Source organism: Mycolicibacter sp. MU0083 (assembly GCF_963378075.1).
GTDB lineage: Bacteria > Actinomycetota > Actinomycetes > Mycobacteriales > Mycobacteriaceae > Mycobacterium > Mycobacterium kokjensenii.
The window spans coordinates 186,629-201,576 of record NZ_OY726394.1; the positions used below are offsets into that span (position 1 = coordinate 186,629).

The following is a 14,948-nucleotide window of genomic DNA, read 5'->3' on the forward strand; positions in this document are numbered from 1 at the left end:
CGTGAGGAGCGGATCAAGTCGCATGCTCGGTGGTGCGGGCGACCAGCGCCGTGCCTAGGGGCGCTGGCCCGCTTCGCCCGACTCCGTCGGTCTTGCGACCAGCGCCGTCGCCACCAGGGCCGCGACCGAGACCAGCGCCGCCAACTGCACTCCCGCGGAATGCCCGGCATAACCCTCCACCGACCGCCACGGATGCCGACAGAGCGCCGCGCCCGCCAGGATCAGCCCGCCCGCACTCAGCCCCAGCCGGGCCGCATCGAACGCCCGCGGGAAATTCCGCAACCCGGACAGCAACGCCAGTACGGCCCCGAACACCGCGGTCCCGACGATCCCCGAGATCAGGAAACCGACCGTCAGTGCGGCACCGATCCCCGTCCGACGGCCGGGCCGCCACGGCTGGGCCGGCGGTCCGGGGCAGTAGGGCCGCCGCGACGGCCACCAGGCCAGCGCCGCCAGCAGCGGCAACAACGCCAGCCCGCCGGCCAGCCCCGCCCGGTAGGCCCGGTTGGGTCCGAACGTCAGCGTGACCGTGCCCTCGAGGCCCGCGGGCAGCACGAAACCCTGCTGCCACCCGTTGATCGCGACCGGGACCAGAACGCCGCCGTCGGGGCTGCGGGCCGACCACCCGCCGTTGATGCTCTCCGGAACCACCAGCACCCGGGCGTGCGTCGATGCCGGCACCGACACCTCACGCCGGGCCGGGCCCCACGCCCCCAGCACCGCGGGGTTCGTTGCGGTCGCACGGTCGCTCGCCGTCGAGGTGGACAGTGTCGCGCTGTCGATCACGAATGCCGGGCCCGGGCTGATCAGCAACTCCTGCTCGCCCGGCGGCAGCGCGATCGGATTCTGGTCGCAGGCCTGCGCGGCCACCGGTTCGTCGTCGAGCAGCGCGCCGACGGTGGTGCTGATCGAGGTGCGCACGAACCGGCCGGCGATCGCGATGATCGGCCCGTGTGCGCAGTCGACGGTCACTTTGCGCGCCCGGTTGCGGGCGGGGTCGGCCGGTGCCACCGGGCGTCCGTCGGCGCCGAGCACGGTGACCTCGGCCAGCCCCGGCGGCTTGAGCTGATCGAAGCCGATCGCCGTCCGGTCGATCACGTCCTCCCAGTCCAGCAGGCTGACCGCCACGGTGTCGGTGACATGCGGCAGCAACGCCAGCTCGCCGGATTCGGGCAGCTCCCGGATCTGCGGGCCGGTGCCGAGGTCGACGGCCACCAGGGTGGGATGGGCCGGCAGTGGAGACCGACTGGGCGTCAACCGCACTCCGGTCACCTTGACCGGTTTGGGCAGCGTGACCGTCAGCGTCGGCGGGGACCGATGGGCGACCACCCGTTGCGACGCCGTCCACGCCGTACCCGGGTCGCCGTCCGCGGCGGCATAGGCCGAGCCCAGCGCATCGACCACGTCGGCGTCGCCGCGGGCCCGCACGGTGCCCGGCTCGGCGATCAGGTCGATCAGGCCGGCGCCCTGGCGCGGCCGCACCCAGAGCATGGGGGTCACCGTCATGGGCCGCGGCACATTGAGCGTGCGGCTGAAGGACGCGGGCTCTTCGGGCTCGAGCATCATCGACGCGGCGCAGCGCACCGCGCCGTCGACCGCCGCACAGCCGGCCCGGCCCGGCAACCCGGGGCCCAGATCCCAGCGCTGCACCTGCGTTCCGGCCGGCGGCGCCGGCACCAGCGCGGTGTGGCGCAGGTCGACCGGATGGGCGAACCCGGAGGCGTCGTACTGGGTGATCGCCAGATCGGTGATCCCGAACTGGACTCCGGGGGAGCCGTCGTCGGTGCCGGCCGCGGTGATCCGGACCCACGGGGTCTCGCCGTAGGGCAGGGCGGCGATCAGTGGCTGCCCGGGATGCTCGAAACGCAACGTGGTGGTGCCGTTGACGGTGGAGATCTGTATCCGCCGCACCTGCGCGCCGACGGCGGTGGCGCTCGGTGTCAGGGTGATGGTGCCGTTGGTCAGGGGTCGGTCGAAGTCCACCTGCAGCCATTGACCGATCGCCGACTGCAGGGCGTTGGACACCCAGGCGGTGCCGGTGTCACCGTCGATCGCCGCAGCTGGCGATGTCGACGGTGCGACGTCGGGCAGCGTGGTGGCATCCGAGGACGAACTCGACGCGGTCAACCGCCCGCCGATCCACCCGCCGAAGACGGTTGCGGCCCCGGGCGTCGGATAGTCCGGTACCCGGCTCAGGGTGTGCCGGGCGTCGTCGGCGGCACGGTTGGTCGACGAGTGGTCGTCGACCCGGCCGTAGTCGGTCTCGCGGGCCAGCGGGGTATCGGTGACGGTCACGCCGACGGCGCCGGTGGCGTCGAGACCGGCGTGCCGGGCATCGGCGGTCATCAGCACCGGTCCCAACACCGGTTCACCACGCAACCGCCGGTGCTCGTCGAGACGCAGCAGCACCTCCGGGCCGCCGCTGACCCGCGGTAGCGCGTCGAGATCCGCCAGATACGGGGCGCCCGGATTCCGGTCGGCGGCACCGTCACCCACCCGGTAGATCTCGATCGCCGGGTACGCGGGTCGCAGACCGCTGTCGGCGACGAAGCCCGGGACGGTGCCGGATCCCACCTCTTCCCCGAACTCGGCCACCCGGTGCAGGCCCGGCGAACCCTCGACCGCACGGTGCACCAGCAGCGGCCGGGCCGACCGCGAGGTGTCGGGATCCAAATCGTTGCGCAGCACCAGATAGGAGATGCCCTGCCTGGCCAGGGTGTCGGCCAGACCCGGTGACGGCCGGCCCGCGGCGAACAGGCGCTGCACCGAATCGAGCGCCCGGATCGTCTGCGGCGGGGTCAGCGGAATCGAATCGCGCACCCCCCAGGGGCCGACGTCGAGAACCTGCAGCGGCTCGTCATGGCTGTTGCCCCAGGTCTGGGTGGCGAACGGCGCGCCCGGCGCCACCAGCACCCGGCCCGGGGTGGGGCCGCCGCCGTTGTGTTCGCGCAACCAGTCGGCGGCGTTGTGCCAATACTGTGGCAGCGCGCTGAAGGTGCCCGGTGGGGTGAGCCGGCCGGTCCAGGCCGGCGAGGTGCCGACCAGCAGCGCGGTCAGGGCCACCATCCCGACCGCGGCGGACTTGTGATGCTCGGGATGGACGAAGGCGCGCCGCCACACCGCGGTCGGTGCGCTGCCCGGCAGCGGGATGCGACCCAGCAGGTGAATGAGCCCCAACACCAGCGGGATGCGCAGCACCGACTCGAGCTTGTGCACGTTGCGTACCGGCGCCCCGGCGTCGTCCAGGAACGACTGCACCGCGTGCGCCAGTGGCGAGCCCAGCCCGCCGGAGTAGCCCACCGCCAGCAGCGTCACCCCGACCAGCAGCATCGTCACCAGCCGGCCGGCGCCGGGTGTACCCCGGCGCAGCAGGCCGGTGAGACCGGCCAGGCCGGCGGCGGCCACCAGCACGGTGCCCAGGATCAGCACCGGTCGGGTGACCAGGGGCGCCCCGGCCGTGGCGTCGGGCGCCACGAACGGCGTCCAACTGTGCGTGCCGCGCAGCATCTCGGTCAGTGACGTCCACCGGGTGGTCACGCCCGCCGACTCGATGAAATCCAGGAACGGCGGACTGACCTGCCCCAACAACAGCAGGGGCACCACCCACCACGTCACCGCCAGCGTCACCGCCAGCAGCCACCAGCCACCGAACCGCCACCACCGTCGGTTGGGACGGTGGCACAGCCACCAGATCATCGCCGGCAGGCACCCCGCCAGGGTGGCGACGGCGTTGACCGCACCCATCAGTGCGACGGCGATCCCCGCCTGCCCGGCCAGGACCCGCGCGGGGCGCTCGGGCTCACCGGTGGTCCGATCGCCGGGTGCGCCCAGGGCCCGGATCACCGGCAGCAGCACCCACGGGGCCAACACCATCGGCAGGGTCTCCGAGGAGATCGACCCCAGGGTGGTCAGCACCCGCGGGGACAGGGCGAACGCCGCCGCCCCGATCACCCGCGCCGTCGGCGTTCCGATCCGCAGCGCTTCGGCGACCCGCAGCACGCCCCAGAACCCGACCGTGAGCAGCACCGCCCACCACAACCGCTGAACGATCCAGCCGGGCAACCCCAGCAGGTCACCGGCCAGGAAGAACGTGCCGTGCGGGAACAGATAGCCGTACGCCTGGTTCTGCACCTGACCGAACGGCAGCTCACTGCTCCACAGGTTCAGCGCGCGGCCCAGAAACCGCAGCGGGTCGGCGGTCAGATCGAGTTTGGTGTCCGGGGAGATCCGCCCCGGGGCCTGCACCAGGCTGCACGCCAGTGCGACGGCACCGACCAGCCATAACCAGCGTCGGGATAACGGAGTCATCGTCTGCGAATCCGCCGGCGCGGACGTTGCCGGCTGCTGCAGGTCAGCCGCGGTTGCCGTATTCCACCCGGTTCAACACCGAGGATTGTGGGTCGCCGCCGGTGATCTGCGGCTTGGTGTCTTGCTGCACCATCAGCGTGACCCCGAATACGGAGGCCGCGCCGAGCAGCAGTCCGACGACGATGCTGATGGCGGCCGGTACCAGGAACCGAGGAATGGTCGGGCTCCTTCCGCGCGCTCGCGACATCGATCCGGGGGTGCCGACGAAATCAAGCCCCCGCCGACCTCGCTCGCCAACGTAGCATGCGGCCCTTGGGTACTCCGCTTTCCCGCCGTGACAGCATGGTGCGATGCCCGCAAAGCTGACCCGACAATTGCCCGGACTGCTGCTGGCGGCAGCGTTGCTACCGGCACTGGCCACCTCGTGCTCGCATCGCGAGGAGGTGGCCGAGTCCACGACGGAGGCCGCCCCGGCCGAGACGACGACGGTCGCCGCGGCTCCGGTCGACCCGGCCTGCGAACAGGTGGCCGCACTGCCGCTGCGCGACAAGTTGGCCCAGTTGGTGATGGTGGGGGTCCGCGACGCCGACGACGCCCGTGCGGTGGTGGCCGACCAGCATGTCGGCGGCATCTTCATCGGCAGCTGGACGGACCTGTCCATGCTCACCGACGGCTCGCTCAAGGAGATCGCCCACACCGACGGCGTGCTGCCGTTGGGCGTCAGCGTCGACGAAGAGGGCGGCCGGGTGGCGCGGTTGTCCTCGCTGATCGGCAAGGCGCCGTCGGCGAAGGAACTGGCGAAGACCCGCACCCCCGAACAGGTCCGGGAGTTCGCCGCGGAGCGGGGCCGCAAGATGGCCGAGATGGGGATCACCGTCGACTTCGCCCCCGTCGTCGACGTGGTGGACGCCGGCACCGACGACGACACCGTGATCGGTGACCGTTCGTTCGGTTCGGACCCGGCCAAGGTCACCGAGTACGCCGGGGCCTACGCGCAGGGCCTGCGTGATGCCGGCCTGCTGCCGGTGCTCAAGCACTTTCCCGGTCACGGTCACGGCTCCGGCGACTCCCACACCGCCGGTGTGGTGGTCACGCCCCCGTTGACGGACCTGCAGGACAACGACCTGGTGCCCTACCGCACCCTGGTCACCCAGGCACCGGTGGCGGTCATGATGGGCCACCTGAAAGTGCCCGGACTCACCGACGATCCGACCAGCCTGAGCCCGGCCGCGGTCAACCTGCTGCGCACCGGCATCGACTACCGCGGGCCGACGTTCGACGGCGTCGTGTTCAGCGACGACCTGTCGTCGATGGCGGCGATCACCGAGCACTACACCGTCGCCGAGGCGGTGCTGCGCAGCCTGAAGGCCGGCGTCGACATCGCGCTGTGGGTCACCACCGACGAGGTGCCCGAGGTGCTCGACCGGTTGGAGGAGGCGGTGAAGTCCGGCGACCTGAAGACCGAGGCGGTGGAGGCCTCGCTGGCGCGGGTGGCCGCGGTCAAGAAACCCGGTATGCACTGCCCACGGTGATGTCGGTGGCGCGGGGGAGCGCCCAAGTTACTCTTCGGTAGGATCACGCCCGGGGACGCGCGGAAGGACCTCGAGGCAATGGCAACTGGCAGCAAGCGGTTACCGCGGGCCGTGCGGGAACAGCAGATGCTCGACGCCGCGGTTCAGATGTTCTCGATGAACGGCTATCACGAGACGTCGATGGATTCGATCGCCGCGGCCGCGCAGATCTCCAAGCCGATGCTGTACCTGTACTACGGCTCCAAGGAAGAACTGTTCGGGGCGTGCCTGGACCGCGAGATGCGCCGGTTCGTCGAATCGGTACGGACCGGCGTCGACCTGCAACAACCGCCGAAGGATCTGCTGCGCAACACCATCCGGGCCTTCCTGCGCTACATCGACGCCAACCGGGCGTCGTGGATCGTGATGTACACCCAGGCCACCAGCTCCCAGGCCTTCGCACACACCGTCCGTGAGGGCCGCGAGCGGATCATCGAACTGGTCGGCCGGCTGTTGAGTGCGGGAACGCGCAACCCCGAGCCGGGTGTCGACTTCGAGATGATGGCGGTCGCGCTGGTGGGCGCCGGCGAGGCGATCGCCAGCCGGGTCAGCACCGGCGACGCCGACGTCGACGAAGCCGGGGAGTTGATGATCGACCTGTTCTGGCGGGGTCTCAAGGGCGCGCCCGGCGGGCGCGAAGGTGCCGATAATCCCGTCGCGGGGTAGTACGTTCGACGGATACCGGCCGTCGGGGCCGCATGTCACGCTTGCCCGGGCGCACAACGGTCACGGCGACGACCAACGGCTCCGGCCCGAACCCATGGGAGGGTAAATGCACAGGCAGTCCCGTAAGGCGATGGTCACGGCGACGCTTGTGCTACCGGTCGCGGCGGCGCTGTTGAGCGGCTGCGGCGGATCCGGGAAATCGGAGACCGTGGAGATGCAGGGCGTGCGGCTGCCCAAGGCCATGGGTGAGTACACGTTGTGTCAGCTGGTCGTCCAGGAGGGGCCGCAGCAGTCGACCGACACCGTCAAGGCCGGCGAGGCGCCGCAACCCAATCCGGTGGAAGACCCCAAGTCGCTGGCCGTGCTGCTGACCGTCCCGTACTTCAAGCTGGACGCCAAGCAGCGCGATGCCGCCAACGACGGCTGCCCCAAGCAGGACACCGAAGTGCCGGGCTACAACCTGCAGGTCCTGCGCTACGCCTCGCCCGAGATCGCGCAACACCGATTCGGCGACGTGATGTCCAAGCAGTACACCGAGGTCCTCGACGGCGCCCACTGCGACAGCGCCAAGGCGCCGACGGGTAAACCCGCCAGCGAATGTTTCGTGGTCAACGGCGAGACCGTGTTCGTGGCCACCGTCCGCCCCGAGTCGGGCATGCCGACGCGCCAGGAACTCGCGCAGGCCCCGGGCGCCGTCTCGGCGGTGCAGTAGCCTCCCCGCTTCGCCGCGCCGGTGACCACGGTGCGGGCTACAGCGCCCGCACCGTGCCGGTCAGATACGGGTATCCCTTGGCGACGTTGCGCAGCGCCAGATCCCAGCCGCCGTCGACCTTGTCCACGTACAGGCCCGGGCCGGCGGGCAGCAGCATCGGCTTGCCGAACCGCACCGTGTACTCCACCGCGTCCGGAAGCATGCCCTCGATATTCGCCAGCACCGTCGCCGCGGAGAACATGCCGTGCGCAATGGCCTTCGGGAACCCGAACAGCTTGGCGCCGATCGAACTGGTGTGAATCGGGTTGTGGTCCCCGCCGGCCGACGCGTAGCGCCGGATCTGCCCGGGCGTGACCCGCAGCACCGCGGCCGGCGGCCCCAGCCTGGGCTGCTTGGCCGGCGGCGGCTTCGGCTCGTCGGAGAGGCTGGTGCGCTGCTGGTGCAGGAACGTGGTGACCTGGTGCCAGGCCGGGTCGTTGCCGACGTTGACATCGGTGACGATGTCGACCAGCAGACCCTTGCGGTGCTCCCGGAGGTTCTCCGCCCGCACCGTGACGCCGACGGTGTCGGTGACGGTGATGGGGCGCAGTCGGGTGATCCGGTTCTCGGTGTGCACCGAACCCATCGCCGCGAACGGGAAGTCGAACCCGGTCGCCAGTTCCATCACGGTCGGGAACGTCAGCGCGAACGGATACGTCAGCGGAACCTGCTCGCCGAACCGCAAGCCCGTGACGTCGGCGTAGGCGGCGACGTGCGCGGGGTCGATGCGCAGTCCGTCGACCCGCAGGGTCCGGGTCGGCAGCGTGCCGGCACGGGGAACGAACGGCAGCGCCCCGGCCACCGCCCGCAGCATGTTTCGCGCACTACTGGGTTGAGACATCGGTGTCACGCTCCCAGCATGGCCTGGCCGCAGACCCGGATGGTGTTGCCGGTCACCGCATTCGACGCCGGGCTGGCGAAGTAGCCGATCAGCTCGGCCACGTCCACGGGCTGGCCGCCCTGGAACAGCGAGTTCAGCCGGCGGCCTACCTCCCGGGTGGCCAGCGGGATCGCCGCGGTCATCTCGGTTTCGATGAACCCGGGCGCGACGGCGTTGATCGTGATGCCCTTTTCGGCCAGCTCGGGCGCCAGTGCCTCGGTCAGGCCGATCATGCCGGCCTTGGTGGCCGCGTAGTTGGTCTGGCCGCGGTTGCCCGCGATCCCGGCCATCGACGACAGGCCGATCACCCGGCCGCCCGCGCCGATGCTGCCGTTGGCCACCAGGCCTTCGGTCAGTCGTTGCGGCGCAAGCAGGTTGACCGCCAGCACCGCGTTCCACCGGGCGTCGTCCATGTTCGCCAGCAACTTGTCGCGGGTGATACCGGCGTTGTTGACCAGCACGTCGGCTTTACCGCCGTGGTGTTCGGCCAGGTGTGCGGTGATCTGGTCCACCGCGTCATCGGCGGTGACGTCCAGGGCCAGTGCGGTACCGCCCACCCGCGACGCCGTCGCCTCCAGGGCCTCGGCGGCGCCGGGCACGTCGATGGCCACCACCTTGGCGCCGTCCCGGGCGAACACCTCGGCGATGGTCGCGCCGATACCGCGCGCTGCGCCGGTGATGATCGCGACCTTGCCCTCCAGCGGGCGGTCCCAGTCCGCCGGAGCGGTCGCGTCGTCGGCGCCGACGTAGAACACCTGGCCGTCGACGTAGGCCGAGCGGGCCGACAGGATGAACCGCAGCGTCGACTCGAGGCCGGTGGCGCCGGGCTTGGCGGCGGGCGACAGGTACACCAGTTGCACGGTGGCGCCGCGCTGCAGCTCCTTGCCCAGCGAGCGGGTGAAGCCCTCCAGGGCGCGCTGGGCGATCCGCTCGTCGGCGCTGCCGGTCTGGTCCGGGGTGGTGCCGATGACCACGAGCCGCCCGCAGGCGCCGACGTTGCGCAGCAGCGGGGTGAAGAACTCGTGCAGCGCGGTCAGCCCCGCCGGCGAGGTGATGCCGGTGGCGTCGAAGACCAGCCCGCCGAAGGAGTCGGCCCACCGGCCGCCCAGGTTGTCGCCGACCAGCTGGTAGTCGTCGGCCAGCGCCGCGCGCAGCGGCTCGGCGACCCGGCCCTCGCCGCCGATCAGCAGCGGACCGGCCAGGGCGGGCTCGCCGACCCGGTAGCGGCGCAGGGTTTGGGCCTGCGGCACACCGAGCTGTTTGGACACGAACGAGCCCGGCGTGGAGTTGAGAATCTGGGACAACAGGTCCGAGGGAAGTTTGGGGGCCACTTAGCTGCCTTCCATGTGGGATGTGCCTGGTGCTGGCTACGGTGTCGACAACGAACTTACTCCAGAGTAAGAATACTGGGTAGTATCAGCCCGACCGTCCCCGGCAATGTGCGGGGACCCCACCACCAAACGGAGAGATCGTGGCATCTTCATCTGCTGCCCAACCCGCCGCCTCGACCGCCGGGGCCCGCCGCCGCGTCGCCGTCCTCGGGGGCAATCGCATCCCGTTCGCGCGCTCCGACGGCGCCTACGCAAACGCCTCCAACCAGGACATGTTCACCGCCGCGCTCGCAGGCTTGGTCGACCGGTTCGGCCTGGCCGGTGAGAAGTTGGACGCGGTGATCGGCGGGGCGGTGCTCAAGCACAGCCGTGACTTCAACCTCATCCGCGAGTCCGTGTTGGGTTCGGCACTTTCGCCCGAGACCCAGGCGTTCGACCTGCAACAGGCCTGCGGCACCGGCCTGCAGGCCGCCATCTGCGCCGCCGACGGCATCGCCGCCGGGCGCTACGAGGTCGCCGCCGCCGGCGGAGTGGACACCACCTCGGACGCCCCCCTGGCGATCGGCAACGAACTGCGCCGCACGCTGCTCGCGCTGCGCCGGGCCAAGTCCAACGTGGCGCGGCTGAAGCTGGTCGGCAAGCTGCCCGCCGTGCTGGGGGTGGAGATCCCGGCCAACAAGGAGACCCGCACCGGCCTGTCCATGGGCGAGCACCAGGCCATCACCACCAAGCAGATGGGGATCAAGCGCGTCGACCAGGACGAGTTGGCCGCGGCCAGCCACCGCAACATGGCCGCCGCCTACGATCGCGGATTCTTCGACGACCTGGTGACACCGTTCCAGGGGCTCTACCGCGACGACAACCTGCGGCCGCAGTCCACCGTGGAGAAGCTGGCCACGCTCAAGCCGGTGTTCGGCACCAAGTCCGGTGACGCCACCATGACCGCGGGCAACTGCACCCCGCTGACCGACGGTGCGTCGGTGGCGCTGTTCGCCAGCGAGGAGTGGGCCGCCGCGCACAAGCTGACCCCGCTGGCCTACTTCGTCGACGCCGAGACCGCCGCGGTGGACTACGTCAACGGCGCCGACGGACTGCTGATGGCGCCCACCTACGCGGTGCCGCGCCTTTTGGCCCGCAACGGATTGACCCTGCAGGACTTCGACTTCTACGAGATCCACGAGGCGTTCGCCTCGACGGTGCTGTGCCACCTGGCGGCCTGGGAATCCGAGGAGTACTGCAAGGACAAGCTCGGCCTGGACGCGGCATTGGGTGCCATCGACCGGTCCAAGCTCAACGTCAACGGCTCCTCGCTGGCGGCCGGACACCCGTTCGCCGCGACCGGCGGCCGGATCGTGGCGCAGGCGGCCAAGCAGATCGCCGAGGCCAAGGCCGTCAAGAAGGGGGCCGCGCGCAACAAGCCGGTGCGGGCGCTGATCTCGATCTGCGCCGCCGGCGGCCAGGGTGTGACCGCCATCCTGGAGGGCTGACGTTTCCCGCACAACACGATCGGGTAGTCATCACGACTGCCCTGCCCGGACCCGCCGTTGAACTGAGGGGATTCAACGGCGGGTCGTGCGTTTGCGGGCGGCGTCGATCGCACGCTCCCACAGCAGCACGGCGACCGCGCTCAACTGCGCGGGCTTGACCACGTCGCGGGCCAGCAGCGCGGTGGCCGCCGCCTTGGTCTTCGCCGACGCCTTGGACATGTGCCCGGAGTCGAACGGCGGCTGCGGGTCGTATTCGATCGACAGTTGAATGGCTTTGGCGCGGTCCTCGCCGCCGATCCGGCCGGCCAGCCACAGCCCGAGGTCGATCCCGGCCGATACGCCCGCGCAGGTGACGACGTCGCCGTCGTGCACGATGCGTTCGTCGTCGACCGGGGTCGCGCCGAAGGTGCGCAACGCCGGCAGCGCCATCCAGTGCGAGGTGGCGCGTTTGCCGTCCAGTAGCCCCGCCGCGCCCAGCAGGGCCGAGCCCGAACACACCGACGTCGTCCAGGTGGCGCCCCGATGGGCCCGGCGGAGCCAGTCCAGGAGCTCCCGGTCGCGGGTGTGCTCCAGGGTCGTCACGCCGCCCGGAACCAGAATCAGCTCCGGCGCAGGGGTTTCGGCGAACGAGTGGGTCGCCCCGACCACCAGGGCGCCGGAATCATCGGCGACGGGCCCCGGCTGGTGCCACAGGAACCGTACCTGTGCAGCGGGGAGTCGGCGCAACACCTCGTAGGGGCCGATGAAGTCCAGTGCGGTGTAGCCCGGGTACAGCACGATCGCGATCTGCATGGGTCGTCCTCTCAGGCGAAGGTCTTGCGATAGTGGTCGGGTGAGACACCGAGTCGGCGAACAAAGGTGCGCCGCAAGGTTTCCGCGGTCCCGAAGCCGCAGCGGCCGGCGATCGCACCGATGGTGTCGTCGGTCTCCTCGAGTTGGCGGCGGGCGGCCTCGGTCCGGATCCGCTCCACATAGGCGCCCGGCGCCATACCCACCTCGTCGGTGAAGACCCGGGTGAAGTGCCGCGGGCTCATGGCGGCCCGGGCCGCCAGGTCGGGGATCCGGTGCGGGCCACCGGGTTGCGATTCGATCGACTCCTGTACGTCGCGGATCGGTGCCCGGCGGGATCGCGGCAGCCAGGCCGGGGCGGCGAACTGGGACTGCCCGCCGGGCCGGCGCAGATACAGCACCAGCCAGCGTGCCGCGGTCTGCGCCACCTCGGTGCCGTGGTCCTCCTCGATCAGCGCCAGCGCCAGATCGATACCGGCCGTTACTCCGGCCGCCGTCCATACCGCCGGTGAACTGCGCACGAAGATCGGCTCGGGATCGACGGTGACCGAGGGGAACTCCCGCGCCAGCGCGCCGGCGAACGCCCAGTGCGTGGTGGCCCGGCACCCGTCGAGCAGGCCGGCCTGGGCGGCCAGGAACGCGCCGGTGCACACACTGACCACCCGCCGGGCGTGGCCGGACGTCGCACGGACCCAGTCGAGGATCATCGGATCGGTCCGCGTCGCGTCGACGCCGATACCGCCGGGCAGCACCAGGGTGTCGATGGGGTCACCGGGTTCGGGCAGCGGATGCGGTGCGATCGCGACTCCACTGCTGGTGGCTATCGGAGCACCGTCGGCGCTGACCACCGCGACGTCGTAGCCGTCGTCACCGCGACCCTGGCCGAGCAGTGTGAGGCTCGCCGTGGCGAACACCTCGGCCGGCCCGAACACATCCAGCGCCTGGATGCCGGGATAACCGAGGATGACGACCGTGCGTGCCATGTCATTCAGTGTCGGCCGCCGCCCCCGATGGCGTCTACGCCATACATCCCACTAATCAGGCCACATTCTTCCCCGCGGAGGTGACGGGCGCCGGGGAGTGCGATCCCCACAAAATGCAGCAGGCCCCCAGGGGATCGCCCCGGAGGCCTGCGCAGTCTGTGCTCGGCGTTTAGAACGCCGCTTCGTCGAGCTCCATGATCTCGTTGTCGATGGTCTCGATCACCGAGCGCGTGCTGGTCAGCAACGGCAGGAAGTTCTTGGTGAAGAACGACGCCACCGCGATCTTGCCCTCGTAGAAGGACCGGTCGGCGCCTTCGGCCCCGGCGTCCAGCTTCTCGATCGCCACCGCGGCCTGGCGGGCCAGCAGCCAGCCGATCATCAGGTCGCCGACGCTCATCAGGAAGCGCACCGAACCCAGGCCCACCTTGTAGATGCTGGAGATGTCCTCCTGCGCGGCCATCAGGTAGCCGGTCATGGTCGCCGCCATGCCCTGCACGTCGGCCAGCGCGGTGGCCAGCAGCTCCCGCTCGGCTTTCAGGCGGCCGTTGCCGGTCTCGTTCTTGATGAACGTCTCGATCTCGCCGGCGACGTGGCCCAGCGCGGCGCCCTTGTCGCGAACGATCTTGCGGAAGAAGAAGTCCTGCGCCTGAATCGCCGTGGTGCCCTCGTAGAGCGAGTCGATCTTGGCGTCGCGGATGTACTGCTCGATCGGGTAGTCCTGCAGGAAGCCGGAGCCGCCCAGGGTCTGCAGGCTCTCGGTGAGCTTGGCGTAGGCCTGCTCGGAGCCGCAGCCCTTGACGATCGGCAGCATCAGGTCGTTGATCCGGACTGCCAGGTCGGCGTCCACACCGTGCAGCTGCTGCGCCACCGCGGCGTCCTGGAAGGTCGCGGTGTACATGTACAGCGCACGCAGACCCTCGGCGTAGGCCTTCTGGGTCATCAGCGACCGGCGGACGTCCGGGTGGTGGGTGATGGTCACCCGCGGGGCGGACTTGTCGGTCATCTGGGTGAGGTCGGCGCCCTGGACACGCTGCTTGGCGTACTCCAGCGCGTTGAGGTAGCCGGTGGACAGCGTGGCGATGGCCTTGGTGCCCACCATCATTCGGGCCTGCTCGATGACCTCGAACATCTGCGCGATGCCGTTGTGGACCTCGCCGACCAGCCAGCCCTTGGCCGGTACGCCGTGCTGACCGAAGGTCAACTCACAGGTGGCCGAGACCTTCAGGCCCATCTTGTGCTCGACGTTGGTGACGAACGCGCCGTTGCGCTCACCGAGCTCACCGGTCTCGAAGTCGAACAGGAACTTCGGCACGAAGAACAGCGACAGGCCCTTGGTGCCCGGCTTGGCGCCCTCGGGGCGGGCCAGCACCAGGTGGAAGATGTTCTCGAACAGGTCGTCGGAGTCCGCCGAGGTGATGAACCGCTTGACGCCGTCGATGTGCCACGAGCCGTCTTCCTGCTGCACGGCCTTGGTCCGGCCGGCGCCCACGTCCGAACCGGCGTCCGGCTCGGTCAGCACCATGGTCGAACCCCAGCCGCGCTCGGCGGCCATGATGGCCCACTTCTTCTGCTCTTCGGTGGCGATGTTGTAGAAGATGTTGGCGAAGCCGGCGCCGCCGCCGTACATCCACACCGCCGGGTTGGCGCCCAGGATGTGCTCCTGCAGCGCCCACATCAGCACCTTGGGCATCGGGATGCCGCCGAGTTCCTCGATGACACCGACCTTGTCCCAGCCGCCCTCGAGGTTGGCGCGCACCGACTTCTTGAAGGACTCCGGCAGCGTCACGGTGTGGGTGGTGGGGTCGAAGACCGGCGGGTTGCGGTCGCCGTCGACGAAGGACTCGGCGATCGGGCCTTCGGCCAGCCGGACCATCTCGTTAAGCATCTCCTGAGCGGTGTCGAGGTCCAGGTCGGCGTAGTCGCCCTGGCCGAAGACCTCGTTCAGGCCCAGGACCTCGAAGAGGTTGAATACCTGGTCACGGACATTGCTCTTGTAGTGGCTCACTACTTCCTCCTCATGGAATGCCACCTGATGGTTGGGTACTCGGGGTTTAAGTTACCCACCAGTAACGTGACCTGAAATATACTCTCCGGCAGCCATAGTGCAAGCTGGTGTGAGCTATGTCCTTCGGGCGACTAACCAACTGGTTGGTCTCAGCGCCGGGGCGGCGTTCCCCAACGG

The 14,948-nt window shown here is 70.1% G+C and carries 11 protein-coding genes; 4 read left to right on the forward strand and 7 right to left on the reverse strand.

Going from position 1 to position 14,948, the window contains the following annotated elements; translation table 11 throughout:
* Nucleotides 1-54: 54 nt before the first annotated feature.
* Nucleotides 55-4,308, reverse strand: coding sequence for an alpha-(1->3)-arabinofuranosyltransferase (locus RCP38_RS00895; protein ID WP_308474833.1), 4,254 nt, complete (start codon nucleotides 4,306-4,308; stop codon nucleotides 55-57).
* A 43-nt stretch (nucleotides 4,309-4,351) separates the two neighbouring features.
* Nucleotides 4,352-4,555 carry a DUF2613 domain-containing protein gene (locus tag RCP38_RS00900; protein ID WP_373692417.1) on the reverse strand — a complete coding sequence of 68 codons (204 nt, stop codon included), beginning with the start codon at nucleotides 4,553-4,555 and terminating at the stop codon, nucleotides 4,352-4,354.
* A 103-nt stretch (nucleotides 4,556-4,658) separates the two neighbouring features.
* On the opposite strand from RCP38_RS00900, the gene RCP38_RS00905 reads away from it, so the two are divergent.
* The 3 genes from RCP38_RS00905 (at nucleotide 4,659) to RCP38_RS00915 (ending at nucleotide 7,257) form a co-directional block, all read left to right on the forward strand.
* The gene (locus RCP38_RS00905; RefSeq protein WP_308474834.1) at nucleotides 4,659-5,840 is read left to right on the forward strand and encodes a glycoside hydrolase family 3 N-terminal domain-containing protein; all 1,182 of its coding nucleotides are present in this window, start codon (nucleotides 4,659-4,661) and stop codon (nucleotides 5,838-5,840) included.
* A 78-nt stretch (nucleotides 5,841-5,918) separates the two neighbouring features.
* A complete protein-coding gene (locus RCP38_RS00910) occupies nucleotides 5,919-6,545 on the forward strand; it encodes a TetR/AcrR family transcriptional regulator (protein ID WP_308474835.1) in 627 nt (208 codons plus the stop codon).
* 106 nt (nucleotides 6,546-6,651) lie between these two features.
* Complete coding sequence (locus tag RCP38_RS00915) at nucleotides 6,652-7,257, forward strand: hypothetical protein (protein WP_308474836.1); 606 nt, start codon at nucleotides 6,652-6,654, stop codon at nucleotides 7,255-7,257.
* 37 nt (nucleotides 7,258-7,294) lie between these two features.
* On the opposite strand, the gene RCP38_RS00920 is transcribed toward RCP38_RS00915, so the two are convergent.
* Entirely contained in the window at nucleotides 7,295-8,137 is an 843-nt protein-coding gene (locus RCP38_RS00920) for a MaoC/PaaZ C-terminal domain-containing protein (RefSeq protein WP_308474837.1), read from the reverse strand.
* A gap of 5 nt (nucleotides 8,138-8,142) precedes the next feature.
* Nucleotides 8,143-9,507 carry a 3-oxoacyl-ACP reductase gene (locus tag RCP38_RS00925; protein WP_308474838.1) on the reverse strand — a complete coding sequence of 455 codons (1,365 nt, stop codon included), beginning with the start codon at nucleotides 9,505-9,507 and terminating at the stop codon, nucleotides 8,143-8,145.
* A gap of 140 nt (nucleotides 9,508-9,647) precedes the next feature.
* On the opposite strand from RCP38_RS00925, the gene RCP38_RS00930 reads away from it, so the two are divergent.
* Nucleotides 9,648-10,994 (forward strand): acetyl-CoA C-acetyltransferase, encoded by a 1,347-nt coding sequence (locus RCP38_RS00930; RefSeq protein WP_308474839.1) that lies wholly within the window; start codon nucleotides 9,648-9,650, stop codon nucleotides 10,992-10,994.
* Between the two features lie 72 nt (nucleotides 10,995-11,066).
* On the opposite strand, the gene RCP38_RS00935 is transcribed toward RCP38_RS00930, so the two are convergent.
* The 3 genes from RCP38_RS00935 to RCP38_RS00945 all read right to left on the reverse strand — a co-directional run bounded on the left by RCP38_RS00935 (nucleotide 11,067) and on the right by RCP38_RS00945 (nucleotide 14,771).
* On the reverse strand, nucleotides 11,067-11,786 hold the full coding sequence (locus RCP38_RS00935) for a DJ-1/PfpI family protein (protein ID WP_308474840.1): 720 nt from the start codon (nucleotides 11,784-11,786) through the stop codon (nucleotides 11,067-11,069).
* Between the two features lie 11 nt (nucleotides 11,787-11,797).
* Entirely contained in the window at nucleotides 11,798-12,766 is a 969-nt protein-coding gene (locus RCP38_RS00940) for a GlxA family transcriptional regulator (protein ID WP_308474841.1), read from the reverse strand.
* A 169-nt stretch (nucleotides 12,767-12,935) separates the two neighbouring features.
* Nucleotides 12,936-14,771, reverse strand: a complete 1,836-nt coding sequence (locus RCP38_RS00945) for an acyl-CoA dehydrogenase (RefSeq protein WP_308474842.1) — start codon at nucleotides 14,769-14,771, stop codon at nucleotides 12,936-12,938.
* Between the last annotated feature and the right edge of the window lie 177 nt (nucleotides 14,772-14,948).

What these genes read in the sequence shown, in the direction of transcription:
- RCP38_RS00910 (WP_308474835.1), top strand. Translation starts at nt 5,919, where the DNA reads ATGGCAACTGGCAGCAAGCGGTTACCGCGGGCCGTGCGGGAACAGCAG.
- RCP38_RS00940 (WP_308474841.1), bottom strand. Translation starts at nt 12,766, where the DNA reads ATGGCACGCACGGTCGTCATCCTCGGTTATCCCGGCATCCAGGCGCTG.
- RCP38_RS00920 (WP_308474837.1), bottom strand. Translation starts at nt 8,137, where the DNA reads ATGTCTCAACCCAGTAGTGCGCGAAACATGCTGCGGGCGGTGGCCGGG.
- RCP38_RS00935 (WP_308474840.1), bottom strand. Translation starts at nt 11,786, where the DNA reads ATGCAGATCGCGATCGTGCTGTACCCGGGCTACACCGCACTGGACTTC.
- RCP38_RS00900 (WP_373692417.1), bottom strand. Translation starts at nt 4,555, where the DNA reads ATGTCGCGAGCGCGCGGAAGGAGCCCGACCATTCCTCGGTTCCTGGTA.
- RCP38_RS00915 (WP_308474836.1), top strand. Translation starts at nt 6,652, where the DNA reads ATGCACAGGCAGTCCCGTAAGGCGATGGTCACGGCGACGCTTGTGCTA.
- RCP38_RS00895 (WP_308474833.1), bottom strand. Translation starts at nt 4,308, where the DNA reads ATGACTCCGTTATCCCGACGCTGGTTATGGCTGGTCGGTGCCGTCGCA.
- RCP38_RS00905 (WP_308474834.1), top strand. Translation starts at nt 4,659, where the DNA reads ATGCCCGCAAAGCTGACCCGACAATTGCCCGGACTGCTGCTGGCGGCA.